General features: G+C 63.7%; 26 protein-coding genes. 7 read left to right on the forward strand and 19 right to left on the reverse strand.

What is annotated here, in order from left to right:
- Positions 1 to 63 precede the first annotated feature (63 nt).
- Complete coding sequence (locus tag AC1ECK_RS07225; protein WP_480317416.1) at positions 64 to 774, forward strand: COG4705 family protein; 711 nt, start codon at positions 64 to 66, stop codon at positions 772 to 774.
- 2 nt (positions 775 to 776) lie between these two features.
- On the forward strand, positions 777 to 1,985 hold the full coding sequence (hpnI, locus tag AC1ECK_RS07230; protein WP_480317418.1) for a bacteriohopanetetrol glucosamine biosynthesis glycosyltransferase HpnI: 1,209 nt from the start codon (positions 777 to 779) through the stop codon (positions 1,983 to 1,985).
- A 19-nt stretch (positions 1,986 to 2,004) separates the two neighbouring features.
- On the opposite strand, the gene AC1ECK_RS07235 is transcribed toward hpnI, so the two are convergent.
- Positions 2,005 to 3,345, reverse strand: a complete 1,341-nt coding sequence (locus AC1ECK_RS07235; RefSeq protein WP_480317420.1) for a glucosaminidase domain-containing protein — start codon at positions 3,343 to 3,345, stop codon at positions 2,005 to 2,007.
- Between the two features lie 435 nt (positions 3,346 to 3,780).
- Here AC1ECK_RS07235 and AC1ECK_RS07240 point away from each other — a divergent pair, with 435 nt between their 5' ends.
- Positions 3,781 to 4,089, forward strand: coding sequence for a hypothetical protein (locus AC1ECK_RS07240; RefSeq protein WP_480317422.1), 309 nt, complete (start codon positions 3,781 to 3,783; stop codon positions 4,087 to 4,089).
- A gap of 87 nt (positions 4,090 to 4,176) precedes the next feature.
- On the opposite strand, the gene AC1ECK_RS07245 is transcribed toward AC1ECK_RS07240, so the two are convergent.
- From AC1ECK_RS07245 to AC1ECK_RS07320, 16 genes are all read right to left on the reverse strand, one after another.
- On the reverse strand, positions 4,177 to 4,824 hold the full coding sequence (locus AC1ECK_RS07245; RefSeq protein ID WP_480317424.1) for a response regulator: 648 nt from the start codon (positions 4,822 to 4,824) through the stop codon (positions 4,177 to 4,179).
- Positions 4,821 to 6,155, reverse strand: a complete 1,335-nt coding sequence (locus AC1ECK_RS07250; RefSeq protein ID WP_480317426.1) for a PAS domain-containing sensor histidine kinase — start codon at positions 6,153 to 6,155, stop codon at positions 4,821 to 4,823. Before AC1ECK_RS07250 ends, AC1ECK_RS07245 begins: the two co-directional genes overlap by 4 nt.
- Before the next feature lie 213 nt (positions 6,156 to 6,368).
- Positions 6,369 to 7,208: a universal stress protein gene (locus AC1ECK_RS07255; RefSeq protein ID WP_480317428.1), complete on the reverse strand. Its 840-nt coding sequence runs from the start codon at positions 7,206 to 7,208 to the stop codon at positions 6,369 to 6,371.
- Between the two features lie 182 nt (positions 7,209 to 7,390).
- On the reverse strand, positions 7,391 to 8,266 hold the full coding sequence (locus tag AC1ECK_RS07260; protein ID WP_480317430.1) for a F0F1 ATP synthase subunit gamma: 876 nt from the start codon (positions 8,264 to 8,266) through the stop codon (positions 7,391 to 7,393).
- Entirely contained in the window at positions 8,263 to 9,828 is a 1,566-nt protein-coding gene (locus tag AC1ECK_RS07265; protein WP_480317432.1) for a F0F1 ATP synthase subunit alpha, read from the reverse strand. The genes AC1ECK_RS07260 and AC1ECK_RS07265 overlap by 4 nt, the downstream gene beginning before the upstream one ends.
- Entirely contained in the window at positions 9,809 to 10,558 is a 750-nt protein-coding gene (locus AC1ECK_RS07270) for a F0F1 ATP synthase subunit B family protein (RefSeq protein ID WP_480317434.1), read from the reverse strand. Before AC1ECK_RS07270 ends, AC1ECK_RS07265 begins: the two co-directional genes overlap by 20 nt.
- Positions 10,559 to 10,571: 13 nt before the next feature.
- A complete protein-coding gene (locus tag AC1ECK_RS07275; protein ID WP_046564982.1) occupies positions 10,572 to 10,820 on the reverse strand; it encodes a F0F1 ATP synthase subunit C in 249 nt (82 codons plus the stop codon).
- The gene (locus AC1ECK_RS07280; RefSeq protein ID WP_480317436.1) at positions 10,817 to 11,518 is read right to left on the reverse strand and encodes a F0F1 ATP synthase subunit A; all 702 of its coding nucleotides are present in this window, start codon (positions 11,516 to 11,518) and stop codon (positions 10,817 to 10,819) included. The genes AC1ECK_RS07275 and AC1ECK_RS07280 overlap by 4 nt, the downstream gene beginning before the upstream one ends.
- Positions 11,515 to 11,802 carry an N-ATPase subunit AtpR gene (locus tag AC1ECK_RS07285; RefSeq protein ID WP_480317438.1) on the reverse strand — a complete coding sequence of 96 codons (288 nt, stop codon included), beginning with the start codon at positions 11,800 to 11,802 and terminating at the stop codon, positions 11,515 to 11,517. The genes AC1ECK_RS07280 and AC1ECK_RS07285 overlap by 4 nt, the downstream gene beginning before the upstream one ends.
- Before the next feature lie 2 nt (positions 11,803 to 11,804).
- On the reverse strand, positions 11,805 to 12,179 hold the full coding sequence (locus AC1ECK_RS07290) for an AtpZ/AtpI family protein (RefSeq protein WP_480317440.1): 375 nt from the start codon (positions 12,177 to 12,179) through the stop codon (positions 11,805 to 11,807).
- Complete coding sequence (locus tag AC1ECK_RS07295) at positions 12,176 to 12,637, reverse strand: F0F1 ATP synthase subunit epsilon (protein WP_480317442.1); 462 nt, start codon at positions 12,635 to 12,637, stop codon at positions 12,176 to 12,178. Before AC1ECK_RS07295 ends, AC1ECK_RS07290 begins: the two co-directional genes overlap by 4 nt.
- Complete coding sequence (gene atpD / locus AC1ECK_RS07300) at positions 12,634 to 14,151, reverse strand: F0F1 ATP synthase subunit beta (protein ID WP_480318112.1); 1,518 nt, start codon at positions 14,149 to 14,151, stop codon at positions 12,634 to 12,636. Before atpD ends, AC1ECK_RS07295 begins: the two co-directional genes overlap by 4 nt.
- A gap of 5 nt (positions 14,152 to 14,156) precedes the next feature.
- Positions 14,157 to 14,918: an enoyl-ACP reductase FabI gene (gene fabI, locus AC1ECK_RS07305; protein WP_480318114.1), complete on the reverse strand. Its 762-nt coding sequence runs from the start codon at positions 14,916 to 14,918 to the stop codon at positions 14,157 to 14,159.
- A gap of 8 nt (positions 14,919 to 14,926) precedes the next feature.
- Positions 14,927 to 16,120 carry an acetate/propionate family kinase gene (locus tag AC1ECK_RS07310; RefSeq protein WP_480317444.1) on the reverse strand — a complete coding sequence of 398 codons (1,194 nt, stop codon included), beginning with the start codon at positions 16,118 to 16,120 and terminating at the stop codon, positions 14,927 to 14,929.
- The gene (locus AC1ECK_RS07315) at positions 16,117 to 17,520 is read right to left on the reverse strand and encodes a bifunctional enoyl-CoA hydratase/phosphate acetyltransferase (RefSeq protein ID WP_480317446.1); all 1,404 of its coding nucleotides are present in this window, start codon (positions 17,518 to 17,520) and stop codon (positions 16,117 to 16,119) included. Before AC1ECK_RS07315 ends, AC1ECK_RS07310 begins: the two co-directional genes overlap by 4 nt.
- Before the next feature lie 9 nt (positions 17,521 to 17,529).
- A complete protein-coding gene (locus AC1ECK_RS07320) occupies positions 17,530 to 19,320 on the reverse strand; it encodes a PHA/PHB synthase family protein (protein WP_480317448.1) in 1,791 nt (596 codons plus the stop codon).
- A 259-nt stretch (positions 19,321 to 19,579) separates the two neighbouring features.
- Between AC1ECK_RS07320 and AC1ECK_RS07325 the strand changes: the two genes are divergently transcribed.
- On the forward strand, positions 19,580 to 20,050 hold the full coding sequence (locus tag AC1ECK_RS07325; RefSeq protein WP_480317450.1) for a hypothetical protein: 471 nt from the start codon (positions 19,580 to 19,582) through the stop codon (positions 20,048 to 20,050).
- Positions 20,051 to 20,091: 41 nt separating this feature from the next.
- Here AC1ECK_RS07325 and AC1ECK_RS07330 read toward each other — a convergent pair whose 3' ends face one another.
- The gene (locus AC1ECK_RS07330) at positions 20,092 to 20,466 is read right to left on the reverse strand and encodes a DUF3564 family protein (protein WP_480317452.1); all 375 of its coding nucleotides are present in this window, start codon (positions 20,464 to 20,466) and stop codon (positions 20,092 to 20,094) included.
- 49 nt (positions 20,467 to 20,515) lie between these two features.
- Positions 20,516 to 20,821 carry a c-type cytochrome gene (locus tag AC1ECK_RS07335; RefSeq protein ID WP_480318116.1) on the reverse strand — a complete coding sequence of 102 codons (306 nt, stop codon included), beginning with the start codon at positions 20,819 to 20,821 and terminating at the stop codon, positions 20,516 to 20,518.
- 329 nt (positions 20,822 to 21,150) lie between these two features.
- Here AC1ECK_RS07335 and AC1ECK_RS07340 point away from each other — a divergent pair, with 329 nt between their 5' ends.
- The 3 genes from AC1ECK_RS07340 to AC1ECK_RS07350 all read left to right on the forward strand — a co-directional run bounded on the left by AC1ECK_RS07340 (position 21,151) and on the right by AC1ECK_RS07350 (position 23,802).
- The gene (locus tag AC1ECK_RS07340) at positions 21,151 to 21,426 is read left to right on the forward strand and encodes a DUF1488 family protein (protein WP_480318118.1); all 276 of its coding nucleotides are present in this window, start codon (positions 21,151 to 21,153) and stop codon (positions 21,424 to 21,426) included.
- A gap of 34 nt (positions 21,427 to 21,460) precedes the next feature.
- On the forward strand, positions 21,461 to 22,447 hold the full coding sequence (locus tag AC1ECK_RS07345) for a zinc-dependent alcohol dehydrogenase family protein (protein WP_480317453.1): 987 nt from the start codon (positions 21,461 to 21,463) through the stop codon (positions 22,445 to 22,447).
- A 380-nt stretch (positions 22,448 to 22,827) separates the two neighbouring features.
- Positions 22,828 to 23,802 (forward strand): Bug family tripartite tricarboxylate transporter substrate binding protein, encoded by a 975-nt coding sequence (locus AC1ECK_RS07350; protein ID WP_480317455.1) that lies wholly within the window; start codon positions 22,828 to 22,830, stop codon positions 23,800 to 23,802.
- Positions 23,803 to 23,813: the final 11 nt, after the last annotated feature.

Raw genomic sequence — 23,813 nt, forward strand, 5'->3', positions numbered from 1 at the left:
TGCGGACGTTTTCATTTGATTTTCGAAAAGTTTGCTTCTCCTGAAGGGAGTCGGAATAGCGATATGCAGTTAAAAGTGAAGCCAATTGCGAATGCCCGATACTGGACGGCTATTCTGGTCGCGAGTATGTGCGGTACCAACCTGGGTGATTTCATTCCAGATGTTTTCCGGCTGCAGACGGTAGCTGGTCTGTTGCTGATAACCTCCACGTACTTCCTTGTCATGCTTGTGGAGCGAATGCTGACGAGAGGCAGCGAGCTGTTCTACTGGGCGGGCATCCTCGTTGTACGCGCGGCGGCGACCGATATAGCGGATGCCATGGCGGGAAAGGCACACTTCGGTTATCCGGAGGCTGCAAGCATGCTGTTCGTCGGCTTGATGCTAATGGTCGTGATCGGTCGCCAGGTCCGGAACAGGTACGAAGGCGAGGCGATGCCCGCGGTGGACGGCGTCTATTGGTTCACGATGCTGACGGCGGGAGCCCTCGGCACAGTGATCGGGGATGGCATAGGGCATGCCTTCGGGTCGGTGTATGTCGGCGTTCCTGCTTCCGCCGTCATTGCGACTGTGATGCTCGCACTCATTTTCTATGCACGGGTGCGACATTCATGGGCGGGAATCGGAAGCTACTGGATAGCAGTCGTGGCCGTGAGGTGGTGGGGAACCAACATGGGCGATATTTCTGCGCACCTATTCTCGCTTGTCGCTAGCGCAACACTTACGCTGGCAGTACTCTTGACCATTCTACTCGTATGGAGAACGAGACATCGTTGACGATGATGGAACATCCCGTTTCTATATCGCAGTGGTTTTTGCTCGCTCTGTGCTGGATTTCCACGTCCTACTCGTTGGCCGCTGCCTTTGCGATGCCTTTTTTCAGCAAGCGCATCAGTATCCGTCGCGGCGGCTGGACCTCGGTCAGCGTGCTCAAGCCGCTGTGCGGGACCGAGCCGCGTCTGTACGAGAATCTGGTGACGTTCTGCGAGCAGGCGCACCCATGCTTTCAGTTGCTGTTCGGCGTGTCGTCTCCGGTCGATCCGGCGATTGCCGTGGTGCGTCGCCTGCAGGCGGCCTATCCGCACTGCGATATCGAACTGGTGATCGATTCGCGCGTGCACGGCAGTAACCTCAAGGTCAGCAATCTGATCAACATGGCGCGGCGGGCGCGTCACGACATCATCGTGCTGGCCGATAGCGATATCGCCGTCGAGCCGGACTATCTGGACACGGTCACCGCGCCGCTCGCCGACCCCGACACCGGTGTCGTCACCTGCCTGTACCGTGCGCAGAGCGTCGGCGGCTTCTGGCCGCGGGTGGGGGCGATGTTCATCAACGAATGGTTTGCGCCTTCGGTGCGGGTCGCGCATGCGGGCGGCTCGCGCCGTTTCGGCTTCGGCGCGACGCTGGCGTTGCGGCGCACGACGCTCGAGGACATCGGCGGCTTCGAGGCCCTCAAGGACTGCCTAGCCGACGACTACTGGCTGGCCGAACACGCGCGCTCGCTCGGCCTGAACACGGTGCTGTCGTCGGTGATGGTCGCCACCGATGTGATCGAGCCGACTTTCACGGCCCTGTGGCTGCGTGAGGTGCGCTGGCTGCGCACGATCCGCTCGGTGAATCCGTTGGGTTTCGCATTTCTGTTCGTCACGTTCTCGACGCCGTGGTTATTGGCCGGCACGCTGCTGACGTTCTCGTTTACCGAAACGAATGCCGCTTCAACGCATTCTTTTGTGGCGACCACGGCTTCGATCGGTACCGGTATGGGCTGCATTGCTCGCATCCTTTTGCATGCACGCAGCGCTCGCTACTCGCATACATTCTGGCGTGACCTGCTGCTTGTGCCGTTGCGCGACACGTTGCTTGCGTTGCAATGGATGGGGGCGGCATTCGGCTCCTACGTCGTGTGGCGTGGGGTACAGATGCCGGTCATCAATCGCGTGGCGCAGGTGCGTGTGCCGGTTATGGAAATTCCGGATGATCGGTAAGGTGTCTTATTCGTCGCTGTCAGTGAAAAGTGTTGGCCTGCCGTAGCGCCTTTGCTTTTGCGGATATCAGCACGTTGCGATCGGACGTCCACGCGCTCTGATAAAGCGTGCGGATGACTCCCGTCCACCGAGGGTCCGCGTCCTTGTCGGTCCCCACCGGCTCGTTACCTCCTGCGCTTGCATATTCGGCCCGCGTCGTCGATGCGACCCGCGCGAATCTTTTTGCCTGCACGATAGGGCCAGCGTTGTCTGCCTCCGGACAACCGGAGCCGACGGCCGATGGTGCGTCCTTGATCGTGGCAGTTGTGATCGTGACGCCATCCCTGAACAAAAAGCACTTGATTGCATTGCCTTTTCCTCCACCGGAAGATGCAGGTTCGGGAATGAAACCTGCCACTGGGAATACTCCTGTAGACGCTGACCAGATGGTCTGCGATACAGCACGGGCACATCCCCCTATGTCGGCGGCGCTGGCGTCCTTGCAGGCCGTGACTGTCCAGGCAGCTAGCTGATTAGCGGTGGGATTGAGCATGTACGTCTGGACCTTAACGCCGCTATCAGCGTAATAGCAGCGACGCACAGGAAAGCCTTCCCAACGAGGGTAGTTGTTCACGGGCGCGTCGCACTGTCGGGCAATAAGTTTGGACGAGAAGAACGCCCGTGTCGCTTCGAGCACGCCGGCGTCTGTCGGCGCCGCCACATACTGAATCCCGGCAGCGGCAGCGCCCACATTACCGTTAGATAGTCGGTAGAGGTTCCGTTCGGGAGAAACTGTATCCGACGGCGAGAGAGGATTATTCATGATCCGCGTCACGTCTTCCACGTATGTCGCCGGGTCCCAGTTGTATGGATTAGCAATCCCCACGAGCCACGTGCGAACGCTCTCGTTGACATCCTTCCCAGCGGCCCGCGCGAGTTTGTATGTCTCGGTGTCGTGCTTGTACGCCGGCAATGTCGCGAGCTTGCCCGCGACAAAATCGACAGCGTCCGCCGCGTTGGTAAAGACGACGTAATGGTTATTCTTGTCTTTCGGCGGCTGACATGTGAGCGTGTAGCTCTTCCGGCCGCCAGCAGACGCGGCAGAATAGTATTTCCAGCCAAACAGGTTGTGGGCGTAAATCGCAGTCCGGGTCCATCCGTATCCGGACTCGACGATCGACATCGCCGCGATCGCTGCCGCCGGGACGCCGTATTTGCGTTCGGCATCAACTGCGAGCGCCGACACCGCATCGACGAACTGTTCTTTTTCTGTCAACGTCGGATGTCCTGGTTGAGGAGCGTAACAGCCCCAGTCAATTGCATGTGCGTCAGCAACGGCGAACAGAAAGAACATCAAGCAGAACGCGAATTTGTTCATCATTTCCGCCTATTCGACCATGCTCGGTCGAGCGTGTGCGCTGCGATTGGACAAACGGGTGTACTCATCGGGCGATAGCGCGACTAATCTTAGGATTTAAAGCTTTCGAATCAAAAGCCAGAATGTGCGCTAACGCATATTACTCAGTGTTTTCCTGCGGATACGCACGGCCGGTCGTGGTCGTCATACTTTGTCTGGCGCGGCTTGCGCTACATGTACTAAATACTGCGATTAGCGTGGATCAAACCCAGCACATACGGACAGACGCATCCGGGCTCGCATCCGCATAAACCCGCATATCGGCGGGCGGCTGCCCACGACTTGATCTACATCATTCACGAGCGGCCCATTTGGGACCACCTTTAACTGAAGCGGCACACAGACGCCGACAAGACCGGTGTCGTCGTTTGAAGCGCGGTATTGCTGTGGAGGTGACCGATGGGAATTGGCATGCAGATTGTGTACCTCGGTTTTGCTGGCACAAGCCAGATCGAGGCCGAGGCAAGCGCGCAGTTGGTTCGTCTGGAGCGCTTCTGGAAAACCATTTCCGGCTGTCATCTCGCCATTGAGGCGTTGCATGACAGACCCGGGCATCTGATGTACGACGCACGCCTCGATCTGATTACGCGCGCCAACGAACTGATCCCGGTCAGACACTGCCTGAACGAAGATGCGCATACCGCGGTGCAGGGGGCCTTCGACGCAGCCGAGCAGCAACTCGAAAGCTTAAGTCAGATGGGCGCCTAGCGGCGTGAGGCGGGTTTGCGCAAATCAACAGCGTGGCTCCGTTTCCGGACACGATGGTTTCCTTGCCGGAGCCCAAAACCCGGCGCGTCAGATCTCGTCGTCTTCGCCGAACAGCTTGTGGCGCATCGCATAGCGCACCAGCGCAGCTTCATGCGGCATCTGCATCTTCTCGAGAATGCGCGTCTTATAGGTGCTGATCGTCTTGGTGCTGACGCAGAGTTGCTGGGCGATTTCGGTGATCGTCTCACCGGCCGCAATGCGCCGGAAGACGTCGAATTCCCGATCGGACAGGCGTTGATGGGGCAGTGAGTCGACGGGCTCATTCAGGCTCAGTGCGAAGCGCTCGGCCATCGAAACGCTGACGTAGACGCCACCGGAGGCGACTTTCGTGACTGCCGAAACGAGTTCGGCGCTCGCGCTTTCCTTCGTCAGATAGCCTGAGGCTCCGGCCTTGAACGCCCGGACCGCATATTGCTGCTCGGCGTGCATCGTCAGCACGAGAATGCGCAAGGCCGGCTTCTCGTCCTTGATCTGCTTGATCAGCTCCACGCCGTTGCGGCCTGGCATCGACAGGTCGAGCACCAGTACGTTGGCATCGGTCGAACGGGTCAGCGCGATCGTACTTGCCCCATCGTTGGCTTCGCCAACGACCTCGAATCCGCTCGCGCCCCTCAGGATATGCCGCAATCCGTCGCGCACCAGCGTGTGATCGTCAGCGATCAATACCCGGATCATGTTTGAGCCTCTTCCTGTTGAACTGCTTGCAGCGGCAGCGTCACGGTAATCGCGAAACCTTTGCCGTGTTCCGAGTCGATCTCGACAGTTCCGCCCAGCATATACGCGCGCTCCCGAATGCCAAGCAGGCCAAACGATTTGTCAGTCCGTGCGTCGCGTTGCTGCGCACCCTGGCCGTTATCGGCAATGCGTAGCTCGCATTGCTGATCGGCGACGCGCATCGCCAGTCTGACGCGGGTTGCTTCCGCATGCCTTGCGACATTGGTCAGCGCTTCCTGAACGATCCGGAATAGCGTCGTCGCGCCGTTACGGGTGAATTCCATGTTGCCGACCTCCAACCGGCATTCGACTTCGATGCCATAGCGATTCGTGAAATCGTTGGCGAGCCATTCGATCGCTGGGATCAAGCCAAGGTCGTCGAGCATCACCGGGCGCAGATCGGCCGCAATGCGGCGTACCGAGGCGACCGTCGCATCGATGAGCCGGCGCATGCCGCGCAACTGTTCGACCAGTTGCGTCGCCGGCGCGGAGCCGGCGTCGAGCGCCTGCTCCACCGACGACAGATCCATCTTCAGCGCGGTAAGCTGCTGGCCGAGGTCGTCGTGCAGTTCGCGTGCAATGCGGGTTTTCTCTTCTTCACGCACGTTCTGCAGGTTGGCCGACAGTTCGCGCAATTCCTCGCGTGATTTCCTCTGCGCGTTATCCGCTTTGACGCGCTCGGTGACGTCGCGCAGCATGACCGTGTACAGCTTGCCGGTGCCGTCGCGGATCTGCGAGATCGAGGCTTCGATCGGGAATTCCTCGCCGTTCGCCCGCAGACCGTGGAGCACGCGCTGCTTGCCCATCTGGCGGTCCGAAACACCGGTTACGCCGAACTGCTCCACGTGATGGCTATGGGCAGCGCGAAACCGTTCCGGGATGAAACGGGACAGCGATGTGCCGACAGCCTCCATCGCCGAACAGCCGAATAGCTGCTCCGCCATCGGGTTGAAAATGACAATCCGCTGGGTCTCGTCGATCGTGATGATCGCTTCCATCGACGAGCGGATGATGCCCATCATGCGTGCTTCGTTCAGTGTCGACTGCGTGTGCGCGTGGCGGGCCTCGCCGGAGGTGCCGGTACGCTCGCGGGCCATGGCGAACGCGATGCCTGCGAGCAACACCGCGGCGGCGATGCCGGCAGTCACGACGGTCGTGCCGGCGTGCAGCGTCTGGTCGTGCATCACCCGCCATGCCCCGAGGGTGACGGCCAGCACCACCGCGAATACGGCTATGGCGATAAGCGCGGGTTGCCGGACTAGCCTGGCAAGCCGCGTGCGTGGAGATGGCATAGAGGTGCTGGGCGCCTTACCGTGTACGGCCAAGTGCGCCTCGCCTGAGCGTGGACATATCGCTCCCGACAATACAAGGGCGGTGCAGGTTGGAGGGCCTCGACCCCCGGTCAGCATGGCATGCGAAGCGTCGCCATGCCTGATCCATCTCATATTGTGCCGTACCGGCATGTATCGTGCCAGTACGGCACGACATCTGGTTTCCCGCACCCGCTAGTGCGACATCAGGACCGGCATGGTCATCGAGCGCAACACCGTCCGGGTTGCACCGCCCATCACCAGTTCCTGCCAGCGCGCATGCCCATACGCGCCCATCACCAGCAGATCGGCCCCAAGGTCGGCGGCTTGCGACAGCAACGTGTCGCCAGTCGAATCCCCGCTCGCCGTGACGATATCCGTCACCTCGACATGGATGCCGTGTCGCGCGATGACCGCGGCGATGTCCGAGCCGGGAGTGCGGTTACCGGCTGCTTCGGCGTGTGCGCTGTTCACCGTGACGACGGTCGTCCTCTTCGCGTGCTGCATGAACGGCAAGGCGTCGTGAACGGCACGCGCCGCTTCGCGGCTGCCGTCCCATGCCACCATCACGTGGCTGCCGGGCGCAGGAAAGCTGCCGGCGTAGGGCAACACCAGCACCGGGCGGCCGCTGGACATGACGAGGTTTTCCAGAAAGTGGTCGGCAATGAAGGCCTCCGGATCGTCCGGATTGTCCTGACTCGCCACGATCAGGTCGGCGCAGCGCGCGAGGCGCGGCACAGCGAAGTTCGCGTCTTCGTCAGTGGCGAGCCACTCGCCGGACACCTGGGCGCGACTCAGTTCGGCGTGGAACAGGCGCTCGAGCGCGGCGCGGCGCTCGTTGCGCAAGCTCTGCTGGTCGTGGTAGTACTCGGCCGAACCAGCCATGACATAGAACGCTTGCGGTTCCGGCGTGAACACCGAAAACACGCCTGTCAGGTGTGCGCCGAATTGCTTCGCCATGCGCAGCGCGAGTTCGAGGCGCGGATGAGCGCGTTCGCTCGTGTCGAGGTGAACGACAATGCTTTTGTAAGTCATCGCGGTGGCTCCTGAAAGGATGAGTAAACGCGAAATGCATGCTCTGCAGTCTATGAGCCGTGCAGGCCGCGCGGTTGATGCAGGTCAAGCGTGTCCCGGTCGGCCTGGAATTCAAACTTCGCCGCGGGGCGTTCCCGCAGCTACGGGATCTTGCTGCGGAGCGAGAACTCGCTGCTGGTCGGTTAGCGTGGTTTGCGAGCGGCGCCGTTGGAGGCGAGGCTCCCGGAAGAAAGCTCGACAATTTCGGCGGTGATTTCTTCCTGGCGCAGGCGCCGCGAGTCGCCGATCAACTGGTCGAGCTTGTCGTGAACGTTGGCGTGCGCGGCGATCATTGCACGCATGCGTGCCTCGTTTTCCGCCGCGAACGACAGCATGATCGCCTCGCACAATTGCGCGAAGACGTACTCTTCGGCCAGCCTCGCCAATAACCTTTGCGGGGGGAGCGTGACGAGCGGCGCGATCCGCCGCTTCGACACGTGAAACTGTGCGAAGTCGAATGGCAGCAAGGACTTCTGAACGATCTGGATAGCCGTGGCGAGTTGCGGCACGGCATGCAACACCGTGACGCGCGTGGCGCGGCCGGCTTCCAGTCGTTCGTACAAGGCTTCGGTGATGTGGTCGGCGAGCGCAGCTACCTCATCGGGATGGGCGACCATCGGCGCGGACCAGCCGATAGCCAGGCCGTGCTCCTGCGCGACGACGGCGCCGCGGTCGCCGATCACAAAGTAATCCATCGCGCCCGTGCGCGGCACCTGTGCTGCCGCCTCGATCATGTGCTCGTTGAACGTACCGACGAAGCCCTGCTCGGCGCACAGCACGACGACCACGTGCGTACCGGCGCCGGCCTCGGCGGGCGCCGGCTGGGCGCCGCGTTCATCGAGCCTCAGCGCATCGCCGATGGCCGCGCCGATCATCTCGGCGCACACGCGAATCCCGTCCAGCCGGCTGCGGGCTTCCCGCGAGCGCGCCGCCGCAATGCCGCGCATGGCGCTGACGACAGACTCCAGCTCATGCACAGTCGAAATGCGTGCTTCCACCTCGCTGAGCCGGTTGCTCATGGCGAAGTCCTCTCGCTCGCCGGCGGCACGGCAAGCTGCTGCGCGAGTTCGCGCACGGCCGCCACGAGCGCGGCCTGCGTCGCGGCATCGAGCGAGCCCGTGGCATCGAGGGCAGCGGCGACGGTCGCGCCGCCCTGTGGACCCAGATGCGTGTCCAGATGCGCGGCGAGCCGCTCGCGTACCGCCGCAATGCATTCGATCGGTTGTGCATCGAAGATTCCATCGGCCAGTGCGGCCAACAGGGCGATCTCGTCCACCGGACGTAACGGCGCAAAGCGCGGCTGCGTAATCAGCGCGCGGATGCGCTCGCCGCGCGTCACCTGCGCCTTGACCCGGGCATCGGTGAGACCGCCGAAGCGGGTAAACATCTCGAGTTCCAGAAACTGCGAATACTCGAGACGCAGACGGCCCGAGACCTTACGCAGCGCGGCAAGCTGTGCCTTGCCGCCGACCCGGCTCACGCTTAAACCCACATCCACCGCGGGGCGCTGGTTCGCGGCGAACAGGCCCGAATCGAGCACGATCTGCCCGTCCGTGATCGAGATCAGATTGGTGGGGATATAGGCGGACAGATTGCCGGCATCGGTCTCCGCAATCGGCAGTGCGGTGAGCGAACCGCCGCCCAGCTCGCCCGACAGCTTCGCCGCGCGTTCCAGCAAGCGCGCATGCACATAGAAGATGTCGCCGGGATAGGCTTCGCGGCCGGGTGGCTCGCGGGTGAGCAGTGCCAGCTCGCGGTGAGTGGCGGCATGTTTGGTCAGATCGTCGATCACGACGAGAGCATGCTGGCCCCGGTCGCGGAAGTATTCGGCGATCGTGACGCCGGCAAACGGCGCGATCCATTGCAGACCGGGCGAGGCCGCCGCGGAGGCGACCACGAAGACGCACCGCTCGGGTGCACCGTGACGCCGCACGGCGTCGATGGCGCGCTGAACTGCCGTGGCTCGTTGACCGATGGCGACATAGACGCAGATCACATCGGAATCCTTCTGATTGACGATGGTGTCGAGGGCAATCGAGGTCTTGCCTGTCGCCCGGTCGCCGATGATCAGCTCGCGCTGCCCACGTCCGATGGCGAACAGCGCATCGATCAGCAGAATGCCGGTTGCGACCGGCTGCGCGACGAGATCGCGCTCGATGATCGCGGGAGCGGGACGCTCGATCGGCATATGCGTGTCTGCCGGCACGACCTCGTCGCGGTCGAGAGGCCGGCCGAGCGGATCGACGACCCGGCCGAGCAGGCCCGTTCCCACCGGCACTTCCACCACCTGGCCGGTACCGGCGACGCGGCTCCCTGCAACGATGGCGTCGCCGTCGTCAAGCAGCACGGCGCCAATCGCATCGGCATCGAGCGTGAGCGCAAACCCGAGCCTGCCCCCTTCGAAACGCAGCAGTTCGTTCAGTCGAACGTCCGGCAAACCGGAGATCAGGGCGATGCCGTCAGCCACGTGTTCGACGCGTCCCACCGTCTCCGCGTGCGGAGCTAGCCGGGTACGGGCCAGCGTGGCGCGGCTGCGGGCGAGCCAGGCGTCGTCGGCGGAGTCAGCTACGGGTGCTGTCATGGTCGAGCAGTTCCGTTTTGAGGTGAGCCAGATCGTTGCGGAAGCTGTTACGCACGATCGCATGCGGTGCTTCCAGTTCGAGCCCGGCCAGCACCGTTGCATCGACCGTCACCTGCAGGGGCGGCTCGTGCCCCAGCACGCGGGCCAATGCGCTGCGGCAGGCAGACAGTTCATCCGCCTGCAAGGCGCGCGGGGCGATAAGCCGCAGCGCGCCGCCGTTGGCGGCCAGTTGCGTCCGGGTGTCGGCCGGCAGCTTGGCCAGTTCTCCGGCCAGTCCGTCGATGAAGCCCGCCACCCGCGCTTCCTGCGGCAAGCGCTCGAGCAGTCTCGCCGTGATGTCGAGTGCGAAGCGTGAGGCCCGGTCGGCGTCAGCCTGGGCCGCGTCGCGGCGCATGGCGTCGATCTCGGCCTGAGCCGCGCCGCGCAGACGGTCCGCGTCGGCGTGCGCCGCCTGTTCGAGCGAGGCCTTCAGCGCGGCGGCCTCGGTATTCGCCGCGTCGAGCAGATGGGCGCGCTGCTGGGCGAGCCGTGCAAGCTCGGCGGCGGCTTGCTTCTGCTCGTCGACGGCGGCGGCTTTGGCCGCAGCCGCATCGTTGATCAGCGCGGCGGCAGCCTGCTGACGCTCGGCGACCATGTTGGCCACCGGCTTGAACAGGAAGCGCGCCAGCAGCCAGACAAGCACCAGCGCATTGACTGTCTGCAGCCCGAGCGTCCACCAGTCGATATGCATGGCAGCCTCAGGCTCACTTGATGAACGGATTGGCGAACAGCACCAGCAGTGCAATCACGAGGCAGTAGATGGCCATCGTCTCGATCATCGCCAGGCCGACGAACAGCGTGCGCGAGATCGTGCCGGCCGACTCGGGCTGGCGCGCGAGCGCGTCCATGGCGGCGGCGACGGCGCGGCCTTCGCCGAGCGCCGGTCCAATCGCACCGAACGATACCGCGAGCGCCGCTGCAAGAATGCTGACGACCTGGATGAGATTGTTCATGATGAGGTGCCTTGTTGTTTGTCCGAGGAGGTGGGTGAAGCTTCGGCGAGTGCGGCGCCAATGAAGACCATCGCCAGAACGGTGAAGATGTAGGCCTGCACTGCACCGGTCAGCAGATCGAGCGCCATGAGCGGAATGGGCACGAGCAGGCCCGCGAGCGACAGCACGATACTGACGACGAACACGCCGCTCATCACGTTGCCGAACAGACGCACCACCAGCGAAAAAGTACGCGTGATCTGCTCCACCACGTTGAGCGGGATCATGACCCACGTGGGCTCGGCGAACGTCGCGAGATAGCTGCGCAGCCCCCGGGTGCGGACGCCAAAGAAAATCGTCGCGCAGAACACGATCAGCGCGAGTGCGGCGTCGGTTTCGACGTGCGCCGTGGGCGGTTCGACGCCGGGTAGCAGCGACGACCAGTTGCTGGTCAGGATGAAAAGGAAGAGCGTACCGACCAGCGCGCGATAAGCGCCGGGTTCGGTCTGCATGGTGTCGCGGATCTGGCTGTCGATCGTGCCGACCAGCAGCTCCAGTACCGTTTGCGCTTTCGATGGTGTCTGCGCCAGGCGGCGCGTGATCAGCACGGAGGCCGCCCATAGCAGCGCCATGATTACCCACGTCGTGACGACGGGCGCCGAGACCGGCACGGGGCCGAGGTGAAAGAGCGGTTCAGTGGCAAGCGGAGAGCGCATCATGCCGTGCTCCCGTTCAGGCGTATGACGGCATGCCTGGCCAGCAACAAAGCGCCGGCGCCGCACAGGAGTGCCCACGGACCGGTGCGGGCCAGCACGAGGAAGATGACGGCCAAGGCAGCGAGGCGCACGAGTTGCAGCGCAATTGCCTTGCCGGCTGACCCTGTGGTCAGCAAGCGCACGTTCCAGCGCAACGTCGTGAAATGGACGAGTCCTGCCAGCATGCCGACGAACAGGCCGAGCGCGGCCTGAGCGACCTTAACGGTTAGCAGGGAGTGGGCGATCATGATCATTTCCTCGGGGTTTGCCGATGCATCCATTTCCACGCCGACCATAGGCCGACGCCCGCGCCGATCATCAGCAGTGGCGCGGAAAAGAACACACGGGTGCCGAAATAACGGTCCAGCCAATGACCGAGCGCGAGTCCCAGCAGGGTCGGCACCACGATCGTCCAGCCGAGAATGCCGATCTGGCCGAGGCGGGCGCCGAGCGACGGTTCGGGCTCTTCCTCGCCCGCGCGTTTGCGCCGCGCGGCTTGCAGGGCGGCATGTTCGACGCGGTCGGCTAAGACGCGGTCGGCCGACTCCTCGCTCGCGCCGGCAGCGTCAGCGCTCGGCTTATCGACAGGCTTCGGATCATCTGGGTTGCCGGGCGCGCGGCTCATGAGACGTTCTCCCCATCTCCGCGGCCGTCGAGACCCGCTTCGGCGGGCGCATTGCCCGGACGCAGATAACGCAGCAGTTGACGAACCGCTTGCGCATGCAGACGGGTCTGCTCGACGCGCGCCTGGCGCAGCACATCGAGGCGCCGCGCGCGGGCGGCCCGGACCTGCGCTTCGAGTGTCTCGAGCGTGTCGCCGGGCACGCCGTCGCGGCAGGCAATCGTCACGCTGTTTCCGCCCGAGACCCTCAATACGCCTTCTTCGACGGCGCAGAAATGCTGCACGTGATCCGCGCCATGCCAGCGCAGCACACACGGCGTCAGCACAGTCAGGAAGTCCGCGTGTCCGGGGAGGATGCCGAAGCTGCCGCTTTCGTCTTCGGCGCGCACTGCCACAACCTGCGGACTGTCGACGAGAACGCGCTCGGGTGTGGCGACCGTCAGATGGAGCGGCCCGCTCATGGCGTGGCACTCCGATTCTGCGGCGCCCGACCGTCGGCGGCCGGCGCGGCGCCGCGCGAAGCCTGTTCCCGTGCGCGCGCCTCGTCGAGCGTACCGACCATGTAGAGCGAGCTTTCCTGCCACGTGTCGCACTCGCCGGCCAGAATCGCCTTGCAGCCGGCTAGCGTATCGGCCACCGTGACGGAGCGTCCCGGTACTCCCGTGAACGCTTCCGTCACGGCAAACGGCTGGGTCAAAAAGCGCTGCAGACGGCGCGCGCGGCCGACGATGCGCCGGTCGTCCGCGCCGAGCTCTTCCACGCCCAGCAGCGAAATGACGTCCTGCAATTCACGATAATGCTCGATGGTCCGCCGTACTTCGGTCGCGACTGCGGCATGCGCGGCGCCGACCACGAGCGGGTCGAGCAGGATCGACGAGGAGGCGATCGGATCGATCGCTGGGTACATGCCCTCGGCTGCCATCGAGCGTGACAGCACGACCATGCTGTCCACATGCGCGGCGATGGTGGTGACCGCGGGATCGGTGAAGTCGTCGGCCGGCACGTAGACCGCTTCGATCGCGGTCACCGAGACGTCGCCGACCGAGACGATGCGTTCCTGCAACGCGGCCACCTCGCTCGCGAGAGTCGGCTGGTAGCCGACTCGCGACGGCAGACGGCCAAGCAGTCCGGACACCTCAGCACCCGCCTGGACAAAGCGAAAGACGTTATCCATCAACAGCAGGACATTCTGATGGCGTTCATCGCGGAAGTACTCCGCCACGGTGAGCGCGGTGAGCGGCACCCGCCAGCGCGCACCGGGCGGTTCGTTCATCTGGCCATACACCAGCACGGTGCGCGGCAACACGCCGGAACTGCGCATGTCGAGCAGCATTTCATGGCCTTCCCGCGAGCGTTCGCCGACGCCCGCGAAGACCGAGATCCCCTGGTAGCGCTCGACCATTGCATGGATGAGCTCCATCACCAGCACGGTCTTGCCGACGCCGGCGCCGCCGAACATCGCGGCCTTGCCGCCCTGCGCGAGCGGCGTAAGCAGATCGATGACCTTGATGCCGGTCGCAAAGATACCGCTCGCGGCGCCTTGCGACGAAAGCGGCGGTGCGGGGCGATGGATTGGCCGGAGCGGCACGTCTGCGGGCAACGAAGCGCCGCGGTCGCCCGGCGTCCCGGTGACATCGATCAGGCGGCCGAGCATTGCCTCGCCCACCGGCACCTGAATCGGACCGCCGGAGGCCTGAACCGGGGCGCCGCGCCGCAAGCCGTTGGTGGACTGCAGCGCGAGCGCGCGGACCGTGTGTTCGTCCAGATGCGCCTGTACCTCGGCAACGATCGGTGGACCCTGATCGGCGACGATCGCGAGCGACTCCTCGATGAGCGGTAACGCCGCGTCCTCGAAAGCCACATCGACCACGGCGCCCCGGACGGCGACGACGCGTCCGCGAGGCGCCTGCGCCGGCAAGGGAGCCGGTACGCGGTCTCCTCGATCCAGGGAGGGGGCAGTGGCGAATTCGTCCATCATCGTCACGCCATCACATGAAAGCCCGCATCTGCATAGATCGTCGAACCCGTCAGGGTCATGCCGGCGTCGCTGGCGAGGACGGCAGCGATCCGGCCGATTTCTTCGATCGTGACGAGATGCTGCGCCGGCGTGTGCGCACGAACGTCGTCGAGCAAGGCGTCGAAGTGGTCGATGCCGGTCGCGGCACGTGTCCTGACGGCGCCGGCGGAGATGGCGTGAACATGGATACGGCGGACCGCCAGGTCGGCGGCGAGATAGCGCACGCTCGACTCCAGCGCCGCCTTCACGGGACCCATGACGTTGTAGTGCTCGACCGCGCGCTCGGCGCCGTAAAAGCTCACCGTCATCAGGCTGCCGCCGTCCGTCATGAGCGGCAGCGCGAGTTTCGCCATCCTGATGAACGAGTGGCAGGAGACATCCATCGCGAGCGCGAAGCCTTCGGCCGAGCAGTCGTGCAAACTGGCGTGCAGATCGCCGGCGGGTGCGAAAGCAACCGAATGGAGCACGAAGTCGAGCCGCCCCCAGTCTTTCGCGATCCGCTCGAATACCGCTTCGAGCTGACCGGGAATGCGGACGTCACAGGGCAAAACGATGCGCGACTCGAGCGCCTGCGCGACCGGGCGGACAAACGGCTCTGCCTTGTCGTTCAGGTACGTGACCGCCAGCTCCGCGCCGGCCGCGCGAAACAGGCTGGCGCAGCCCGTGGCGATGCTGTGCTCGTTGGCAATGCCCACGATGAGGCCGCGCTTGCCGGCCAGATCGATGATCGGATTCATGACTTTGCATCCTCGTGATGGAGTACGGAGACCGTCTCGTCGGCGATGATCTGCTCTTCGTCGGTCGGCAGGACCAGCACGGTGACCCGGCTGCGGGCGCTGCTGATCACGTGCGCATTGCCGTCGTTCGACTGGGGATCGAGTTCGACGCCTAGCCAGGCGAGCCGCTCGCAAATGGCACGGCGTGTTGCCGGCTGGTGTTCGCCGATCCCTGCCGTGAACACGAGACTGTCCAGACCGCCGAGGGTCGTCGCAAGCCGCGCAATTTCGCCGGCAGTCCTGAACGTGAAGAGCGCCAGCGCTTCGGCGGCCTCGGGCCGGTCGCTGGCCTGCAGCTCGCGGCTATCGGCACTGATACCCGAGACCCCGAGCAGGCCGGACTTCTCGTACAGGACTTTCTCGACCTCTTTGATCCCAAGCCCCTGCTGTTCAAGCAGGTGCAGCACGACACCGGCGTCGAGCGCGCCGCAGCGGGTCGCCATCGGAATGCCGTCGAGCGTCGAGAAGCCCATGCTCGTGTCGCAACTCTTGCCGGCCTCGAAGGCGCACAGGCTCGCGCCGCTGCCCAGGTGCGCCGCGACGACCTTGCCGCCGGCGAGTGGCGGGAGCTGCCGGGCGAGCTGGCCGATGATGAACTTGTAGGACAGACCGTGAAAACCGTAGCGCTTCACGCCCTTGTCGAACAGTTCGCGCGGGATCGCAAAGCGGCGCACGAGATCCGTCTGGGTACGGTGAAAAGCGGTATCGAACGATGCCGACTGAACGAGGTGCGGCCGCAGATGCCGGATCGCGCGGATCAGGCGCACGCTCTGCGGCTGGTGCAACGGCGCAAGCGGCACGAGTTCGGCGATGGCGGCGAGCGTGTCGCCGTCGATCGCAACGGGTCCGGCAAAGCGGTCGCCTCCGTGCACGACACGATGGCCGACCGACACGAGATCGTCGAGCGGGAAGTGCGCGGCGAACCATCCCAGAGTTTCGTCGAGCACGTCGTGCAGATCTTCCGTGACAGCCGCTTTCAGCGGCACCTCGCTGGTCTTGCCGCCATTGGCGAGGTGGAGCCGCAGCGGCTGATGCCGGAAATCGATCATGCCCTGGCCGATTCTCGTGGCTGCGCCGGCGGCGACGCTGAACAGCCCGATCTTGATCGTCGACGAACCGGGGTTGAACGTAAGCAGCAGTGGGATGCTCATGGTCGGACAAGCCCTCGTGGATGATGCGCCGCCGCCAGCTTGGCGAGCGCGGCGGAGGCGAGGCGCACGCGCAGGCTGTCGGCGCGGCTGGTCAGGATGATCGGAATGCGCGCGCCGAGTACGAGGCCTGCGGCGTCGGCGCCGGCGAAATACATCAATTGCTTGGCGAGCATGTTGCCGGCTTCGAGATCGGGAACCAGCAGGATGTCCGTCTGACCGGCCACCGGCGAGGTAATGTCCTTGATTTGCGCCGCGGCGAGACTGATCGCATTGTCGAAGGCGAGCGGCCCGTCGACGACGGCCCCGGTAATCTGTCCGCGCGCGGCCATCACGGTGAGCGCGGCGGCGTCGAGCGTGGTCGGCATTGCTGGGTTGACCGTTTCCTCGGCGGCCAGCACGGCGACACGCGGCAGGGCGACGCCCAGCACATGCAAAAGATCGATCGCGTTCTGGCAGATATCGCGTTTCTGCTCCAGCGACGGCGCAATGTTGACGGCCGCATCGGTGACGATCAGCGGCTTCGAATAGGCCGGTACGTCCATCGCGTAGACATGGCTGATCCTTCGTCCGGTCCGCAGATTCGAGGAGGACGCAACCACCGCGGAAAGCAGTTCGTCAGTGTGCAGGCTGCCCTTCATCAACGCGTCCACCTTGCGGGCGGCGCCCAGTTCGACCGCGCGGGCAGCGGCGGCATGGCTATGCTCGACAGCTTCGATCGCGACACCTTCGAGGCTGACGTGGGCGGCCTCGGCCGCGGCGCGAATCCTGGCCTCCGGCCCGATCAGCAGCGGATCGAGCAAGCCTTCGTCACGCGCCTCGATGGCGGCCCTGATGGAATCCACCGAACAGGGATGCACGATCGCGGTGCGTAGCGCGGGACTCGAGCGCGCGTCGCGAATGAACGCCGCGTAGCGGTCGTGCCGGCGCACTGCGATATCCGGACGGACCGTCTGCTGCCAGACGACCGGCGTATCCGGGGCGATCACGGTAGCGGTGCCGAGCAGCACCACTTGCCCCTTCTGGTTCACGCAACGCGTATCGAGCAGGACGATGTGCTTCTCGGCGCGTTTCTCTTTCACGGTTAGCGTGGTGGTGATGACGTCGCCCGGCACGACGGGACGCTGGAACTTCAGGTCCTGGTCGAGATAGATGGTGCCGGGACCCGGCAGTTTCGTGCCGAGCACGGCCGAAATCAGGCTGGCCGTCCACATACCCTGCACGACCACGTGCCCGAACAGATCGCCCGCTGCAAAGGCGGCGTCCGTATGGGCCGGATTGACGTCGCCCGACATCGCGGCAAACAGGTCGATGTCGTTCTGCTCGGCAAGCCTGACGAGCGAAGCGGATTCGCCGATCTCGAGCTGGTCGAAGGTTCGATTGCGCAACAGGATCTCGTCCATGTGAGCCCCTTAGTGCTGGAAGACGTAGCTGCCGGGCGCATCGCCGAGCGCATCCTGCTGTTGGCCGGACGCTGCCACGGGCGGCACGATGCGCTTCGGGCTTGAATGAGCCTCGAGCCAGCCGCTCCACACGGGCCACCATGAACCTTCCTGCGATGCACTGGCAGCGAGCCATTCGTCAGGACTCACGCGCAGATCGTCATGCCCGGTTCGATAGATACGGAAATGGCGGTGTGCGTGCCCGGGCTCGCTGACGATTCCGGCGTTGTGACCGCCGCTCGTGAGAGCGAACGTGATCTCGGTATCGGACAGGTGATGGATCTTGTAGACCGAGTGCCACGGCGCAATATGGTCGCGTTCCGTCGCCACCACGAACAGCGGCGCGCGAATGTTGAGGATCGATACCGGACGGCCGTCGACCTCATAGCGGCCGGACGCCAGCTCGTTGTTCAGGAACAGGCGGCGCAGGTACTCGGAATGCATCCGGTAGGGCATGCGCGTGCTATCGGCGTTCCAGGCCATCAGGTCGATCATCGGCGCGCGCTCGCCCAGTAGATAGTCGTGGACGATACGCGACCAGACGAGGTCGTTCGACTGTAGTAGCTGGAATGTCCCCGACATCTGATCGGCGGAAAGGTAGCCCTGCGACCACATCATGCTTTCGAGGAAATAGACCTCGCTGTCGTCGATGAAAAGCTGCAGTTCGCCGGGCTCGGTGAAGTCCGTTTGTGCGGCAAATAGCGTGACCGACGCCAGCCGGTCGTCCGCCGAACCCGCCATGGCAGCCGCGGCAATCGACAGCAACGTGCCGCCAAGGCAATAGCCGGTCGCATGAATCTTGCGGTCCGGGACGATGTTCGAGACGGCGTCGAGCGCCGCCATCACGCCCAGCTCCCGGTAATCCTCGAGGCTCAGGTCGCGATCTTCGGCATCGACGTTGCGCCACGAGATGCAGAACACCGTGTGCCCCTGTTCGACCAGATAGCGAATCAGCGAATTGTGCGGCGAGAGGTCGAGGATGTAGTACTTCATGATCCACGCGGGCACGATCAGCACCGGTTCGGCCAGCACCTTGCTGGTGGTGGGCGTGTACTGGATGAGTTCGATCAGGTGATTGCGGAACACGACCTTGCCGGGCGTGGCGGCGAGATTGACGCCGACCTTGAAGCGCTCGAGTCCTGCCGGCGGCTGGCCGCTTGCCTGTCGGGCCGCGTCTTCGAGCGCGTTGCGCATTCCGTCGAGGAGGCTCATGCCGAGCGTGGCAGCGGCGCGCTGCGAGACCTCGGGATTGGTGAACGGGAAATTCGTCGGCGCGGCCATGTCGAGCAACTGGCGGGCGCTGAACGACACCACGTCCTCATGATGGCGAGTGGCGCCCGGCACGTCGTGGGTCGCGAGATTCCACCATTGCTCGGTCAACAGAAAGGCCTGTTGCCAGAACCGGTAAGGTTCGGTTTGCCATGGTTCGGCGCCAAACCGGCTGTCGCCTGCAGCGGGTTGCGCCAAGGGTTGGGCGTACCAGCCGAGCGCGGTCCGAATCATGTATTCGGCGATGCGCTGCACATTCCGGGCGCCGAGCGAGGCAAGTTCCAGTTGCTTGCCGGGCGCCGCCGCGAGATGAATGAGCCAGTCGGAAAGCGCTGCTCGCAACGATGCGGGCGACAGGCCTCCCGTCATGCGCGCGGTCATCGCTTCTTTCGCATGATCGAGCGCACGAAAGGATTCGGTGGCCGCAAATACCGTGGGCCCGTTCGGAGGTGGGGGATTTTCAGCGGTGGCCGGCTTGAAGCGGGTGTCCATTTCGGGTTCCTCGGGTTCTACGGCACATGACTTACGATGGTGCGCAGCAGCAAGCACTTCCGTAGAGGAATGTAGCTGTCCGCTCACAGTCGAGATTGATCTGAGTCAATCCGGTCACGGGCGCCGGTTTGCGCGCGGCAGCGCACCTGGTTCGTCGAAACGGCGCCTGCTGATACGGGGCGCGCTTGACTTTGGTCAATTCCGGCGCCGAACCCGAACGTAGACTCGCTCGCAAGCATTGCGCGCTGAGCGAGTTGAGATGAAACGCATCCGTCCGCCGATTGACCTGACGAAGACCTTGTCTCTGTTACTGATGACGGTGGCGGGCCTTGCCTCCTGCACCACGGCAGACCAGATGGTTGCGTTCCGCAATACCGAAACGCAGCTTGAGCAGGCGCGCGAACAGGCATGGGTGACCTGCAGCTCGCGCACGGCGTGCGATCAGATCTGGAATCGCACGCGGCTGTATGTGCAGCTTTATTCGGGAATGCAGATCAGCCGCCTCAACGATTCTGTGATCGAGGCGGAAGCGCCCCACGAATGGGGCATTGCCTATTTCCGGGCTGAGCGGAGCATCGATGAGAACGGCACGACGACGGTCCGGTTAAAGGGCATGTGTCGTGGCATGTACGCGAGCGACGGCGATCCGGCATGGATGTATCGGACATGCGCCGACCAGATCAGACGTGTGGAGTTGAATTTTCGCGCAGCAGTTGGCGAAGTGCAGTGACATCCACGATATTTCCTGAAGGAGAAACTTATGCGCCGAACCTACGCAGCGTCGCCGGCGGCGAACAGGCCGTGTTCCGGCTCGACGGTATCCCAGTCGACGCACTGCACATGCCAGTGACCCTCAGCGGAAGGCAATCCTGCGTGGGCGCACCACTGTGCGCTTCCCGTTTCGCCTTCGAAGGGGCCGTCTGTCCCATCCAGTTGCAAGCCTTCGAGCAAGCATAACGGGCGTGTGTCGTGCGTCCCGCAGACCAGCGTGCCATGCGCATCGACCACTAACTTGCCCCACTCGGGCAGCTCCAGCCCCACGTGACCTTCTCGCGACCACTGATGCGTTTCTCTGTCGAGCCAGAGTATCGCGTAGGCGCAGGGGTTGACGCGGTTGAATGTATCGAGATGAAGCGTGATGCGCATGATGTTCTCCGGACGCGTGAGGCAGCGCGCTTGCGCCGCGCTCATCGTGTCATTGACTCAGCACCCACTGAATCAGCGTGTGGGCATCTTCCTGCGAAAGCGGACCGCCGCGGTCCGCGGGCAACGGCATCGACATATTGCCCCAATGCGCCTTGCCGCCCACTCTCAGCTTTTGTTCGAGCATCCGACGCGCGTCCGACGAGTCGCGGTAGCGCGCTGCAATCTGCTGGAATGAGGGCGCGAGAAACGGAGCGTCGACCAAATGGCAGAACATGCAATGCTGTTGATCGATCAGCGCGGTGGGCTCGGGCTGTGCGTACGCTGCGCCGCCGGCCAGGCACAGCATGCCTGTCATGCCTGCAATGAAGCGTTTCTGGGCCAGGGTGTTCACGAATCGCGCTCCGGAGCGGTTATTGAAATCAGTGTACGAGTGTGGTCGCAAACGCGATTGATGCATGTCAACGCGATGGGACGACCTGATTCGCCGTTGCGTGCGCTCGCGTCCTGCCCCGGTTGACTTGAGTCAAGCGAGATCTGGGGCGGCAGCTTGCCAGCCGGCACCAGTGGACTATCCTGATCGAAAGCCGGTCCTTCGCGTGGGGTGCCGGACAGTTGTTCAAGACACCTGAATCCGGTTGTGCCGGGCAGGTGAGCATAGCGGTCCGCACGCGGAGGTGCGACATGATGCATATCACTTTTCCACAGGAACATCCTGAGTATTGCGGGCGGGACCTCGTTCTGGCATTCCCTGCCACGGTAGACGGCGCGCGCGTTCAGTGCGCGATTACCGCGGAAGCGCTGGAAGATCATTTCGGCGCCGCGTCATTACGCGAGGCCGATCTGATCGCCGCATTCGACGCCCATCGGCGCGCGATCGAACACGCTGCGAAGCGTATGCTGAGTGAAGTAGGCGGCAAGCCGGTGCTGTTACATAGCGGCTTTTTCCGCTTCTGCGAATGATCCGGCGGCAGCCATCAGGCGAGGGAGGGGTGCCATGCGCGCAATGGTATTCGACGATGCCGGCGGGCCTTTGCGAGACCTGCAGGTTGCGGACCCCGTGCCGGCCGCGGGCCAATTGCTGATCGACGTCCACACATGCGGCATTTGCCGTACCGACCTGCATCTGCTCGACCATGAACTGCCTCATCCGAAGCGGCCGGTGATCCCGGGCCATGAAATCGTCGGCACCGTTGCGGCGGTTGGGGCGGGAGTCAGCGGTTTCAATCTGGGCGAACGGGTCGGCGTGCCATGGGTGGGCCACACCTGCGGCCGCTGCCGTTACTGTCTCTCCGGTCGCGAGAATCTGTGCGACGAGCCGGGTTTTACCGGGTATACGATCGACGGCGGTTACGCCGAGCGCACGGTCGCAGACAGCCGTTACTGCTTCCATCTGCCTGACCGGTATTCAGACATGGAAGCGGCGCCGCTGCTGTGCGCGGGACTGATTGGCTATCGCACGCTGGCGATGGCCGGCGACGCGCAACGGGTCGGCATCTACGGCTTTGGCGCGGCCGCGCATATCGTCGCCCAGGTCGCGCGTCATCAGGGGCGCGCCGTCTATGCCTTCACGCGCGAAGGCGATGTGGCGGCTCAACAACTCGCGCTGCGGCTCGGCGCGACGTGGGCCGGCAGCAGCAACGAAGCGGCGCCGGACCCGCTCGATGCCGCGCTGCTGTTCGCTCCGGTCGGCGCGCTTGTGCCGATCGCCCTGAAGGCGGTGGTGAAAGGCGGGATCGTGGTGTGCGGCGGGATTCACATGAGCGATATCCCGTCCTTTCCGTATGACTTTTTATGGGGCGAGCGTCGCGTGGTGTCGGTGGCCAATCTCACACGTGAAGACGGACTTGCGTTCATGCGTCTGGCCGCGCAGATTCCGCTCGAGATCGGAACGACACGTTATCCGCTCGGCAAGGCCAACCAGGCGCTTGCGGATCTGCGCGAGGGAAAGCTAACGGGCGCCGCGGTGCTGGCCATCCGCTAACGGGATCGCCAGGCACGCTTTGCGAAGTGGCTTGCCGAGTCGGCGTGGGCGGAGCGATTGGGCGGCGGCCATACGGCGCGAAGCCATCCATTTCCCACACACGAATCGGCCGGTGCGTTTACCTAACGGTTAACGCATCGCGGTTTTTATTCAATAGACGTTGCTGGGCACCGGTGAGACGATTCAAGCAACGGAAGCAAACCTTTAGCGGGACGGCGCCGCGGAACTGATCGACAGTCCGAGGCGCAGTCTACGGTGCAATGCCTCGTTTTCAAAGCCGCTGAAGCTGATTGGCGCATGGTCCAGGCAGTGATGGCGCTTCCGACGACTATCAAAGTGTTGCGGCAAAAGACAGCGCCGCATCCGATAAAGGAGACGACATGCCTCGCCGGATAGCTTGCTATCTGCGGCTGTGCCTGGCCGCGCTGTGCCTGGTTTCATCCCTGAACGCATTCGCTGACGATTACCCGAGCCGCACGATTACGATCGTCGTGCCGTATGGCCCGGGAGGCGCGGGCGATCTGACCGCGCGTATTTTCGCGCAAAAAATGACCGAACTGACCAAGGCGTCGGTCGTCATTCTGAACCGGCCCGGCGCAGGTTTCGTCAATTCAGCGACGCTCGTCGCTCACGGCAAACCGGATGGCTACACCGCATTTCTGCTCGGCAACGGCACGGCAGTGGCGACGCAACTGTTCAAGAATCTCCCCTACAAGATGGGCGATTTCAAGCACGTGTCGACGATTTCGTTTTTTGATCTCGTGTTGATCGTCAACAGCGATTCGCCGTACAAGTCCGTGGCCGACCTGATTGCTTATGCGAAGGCCCATCCTGGGAAGATGAATATCGGCACGATCTCGACTGGCAGCACGCAGAACCTTGCCGCTGACCTGTTCAAGTCGATGGCGGGAATAGACGCCCAGGTGGTGCCATACGATTCGACCAGCCAGGTGATCACCGCGCTGCGCGGCAATCAGGTTCAAGCTGCGTTCGAGATCATGCCATCCGTGATCGGGCAGATCTCGGCGAAGGCCTTGATCCCGCTCGCCGTGACCGGCGACAAACGGTTCTCAGGATTGCCTAATGTGCCGACCATGTCCGAGAGCGGACTGAAGGGCTACGAGGCTACGTCGTGGAACGGCCTGAGTCTGCCCGGCAATACACCGGATGCGATCGTCGCCGCGCTGGCCAGGGACGTTGCCGCAGCGGTCTCTTCACCGGATATAGCGAAGAAGCTGCTCGACCTCGGTGCTGAAGCCCGGTCCAGTACGCCTGCCGAAATGACGGCTCGGGTGAAGTTCGACCAGGACAAGTGGAAGCGTGTCATCCAGCAGGCGGACATCCCACTTCAATAAGAGATTGAGTG

The organism is Paraburkholderia sp. SSBN10T (assembly GCF_056619545.1).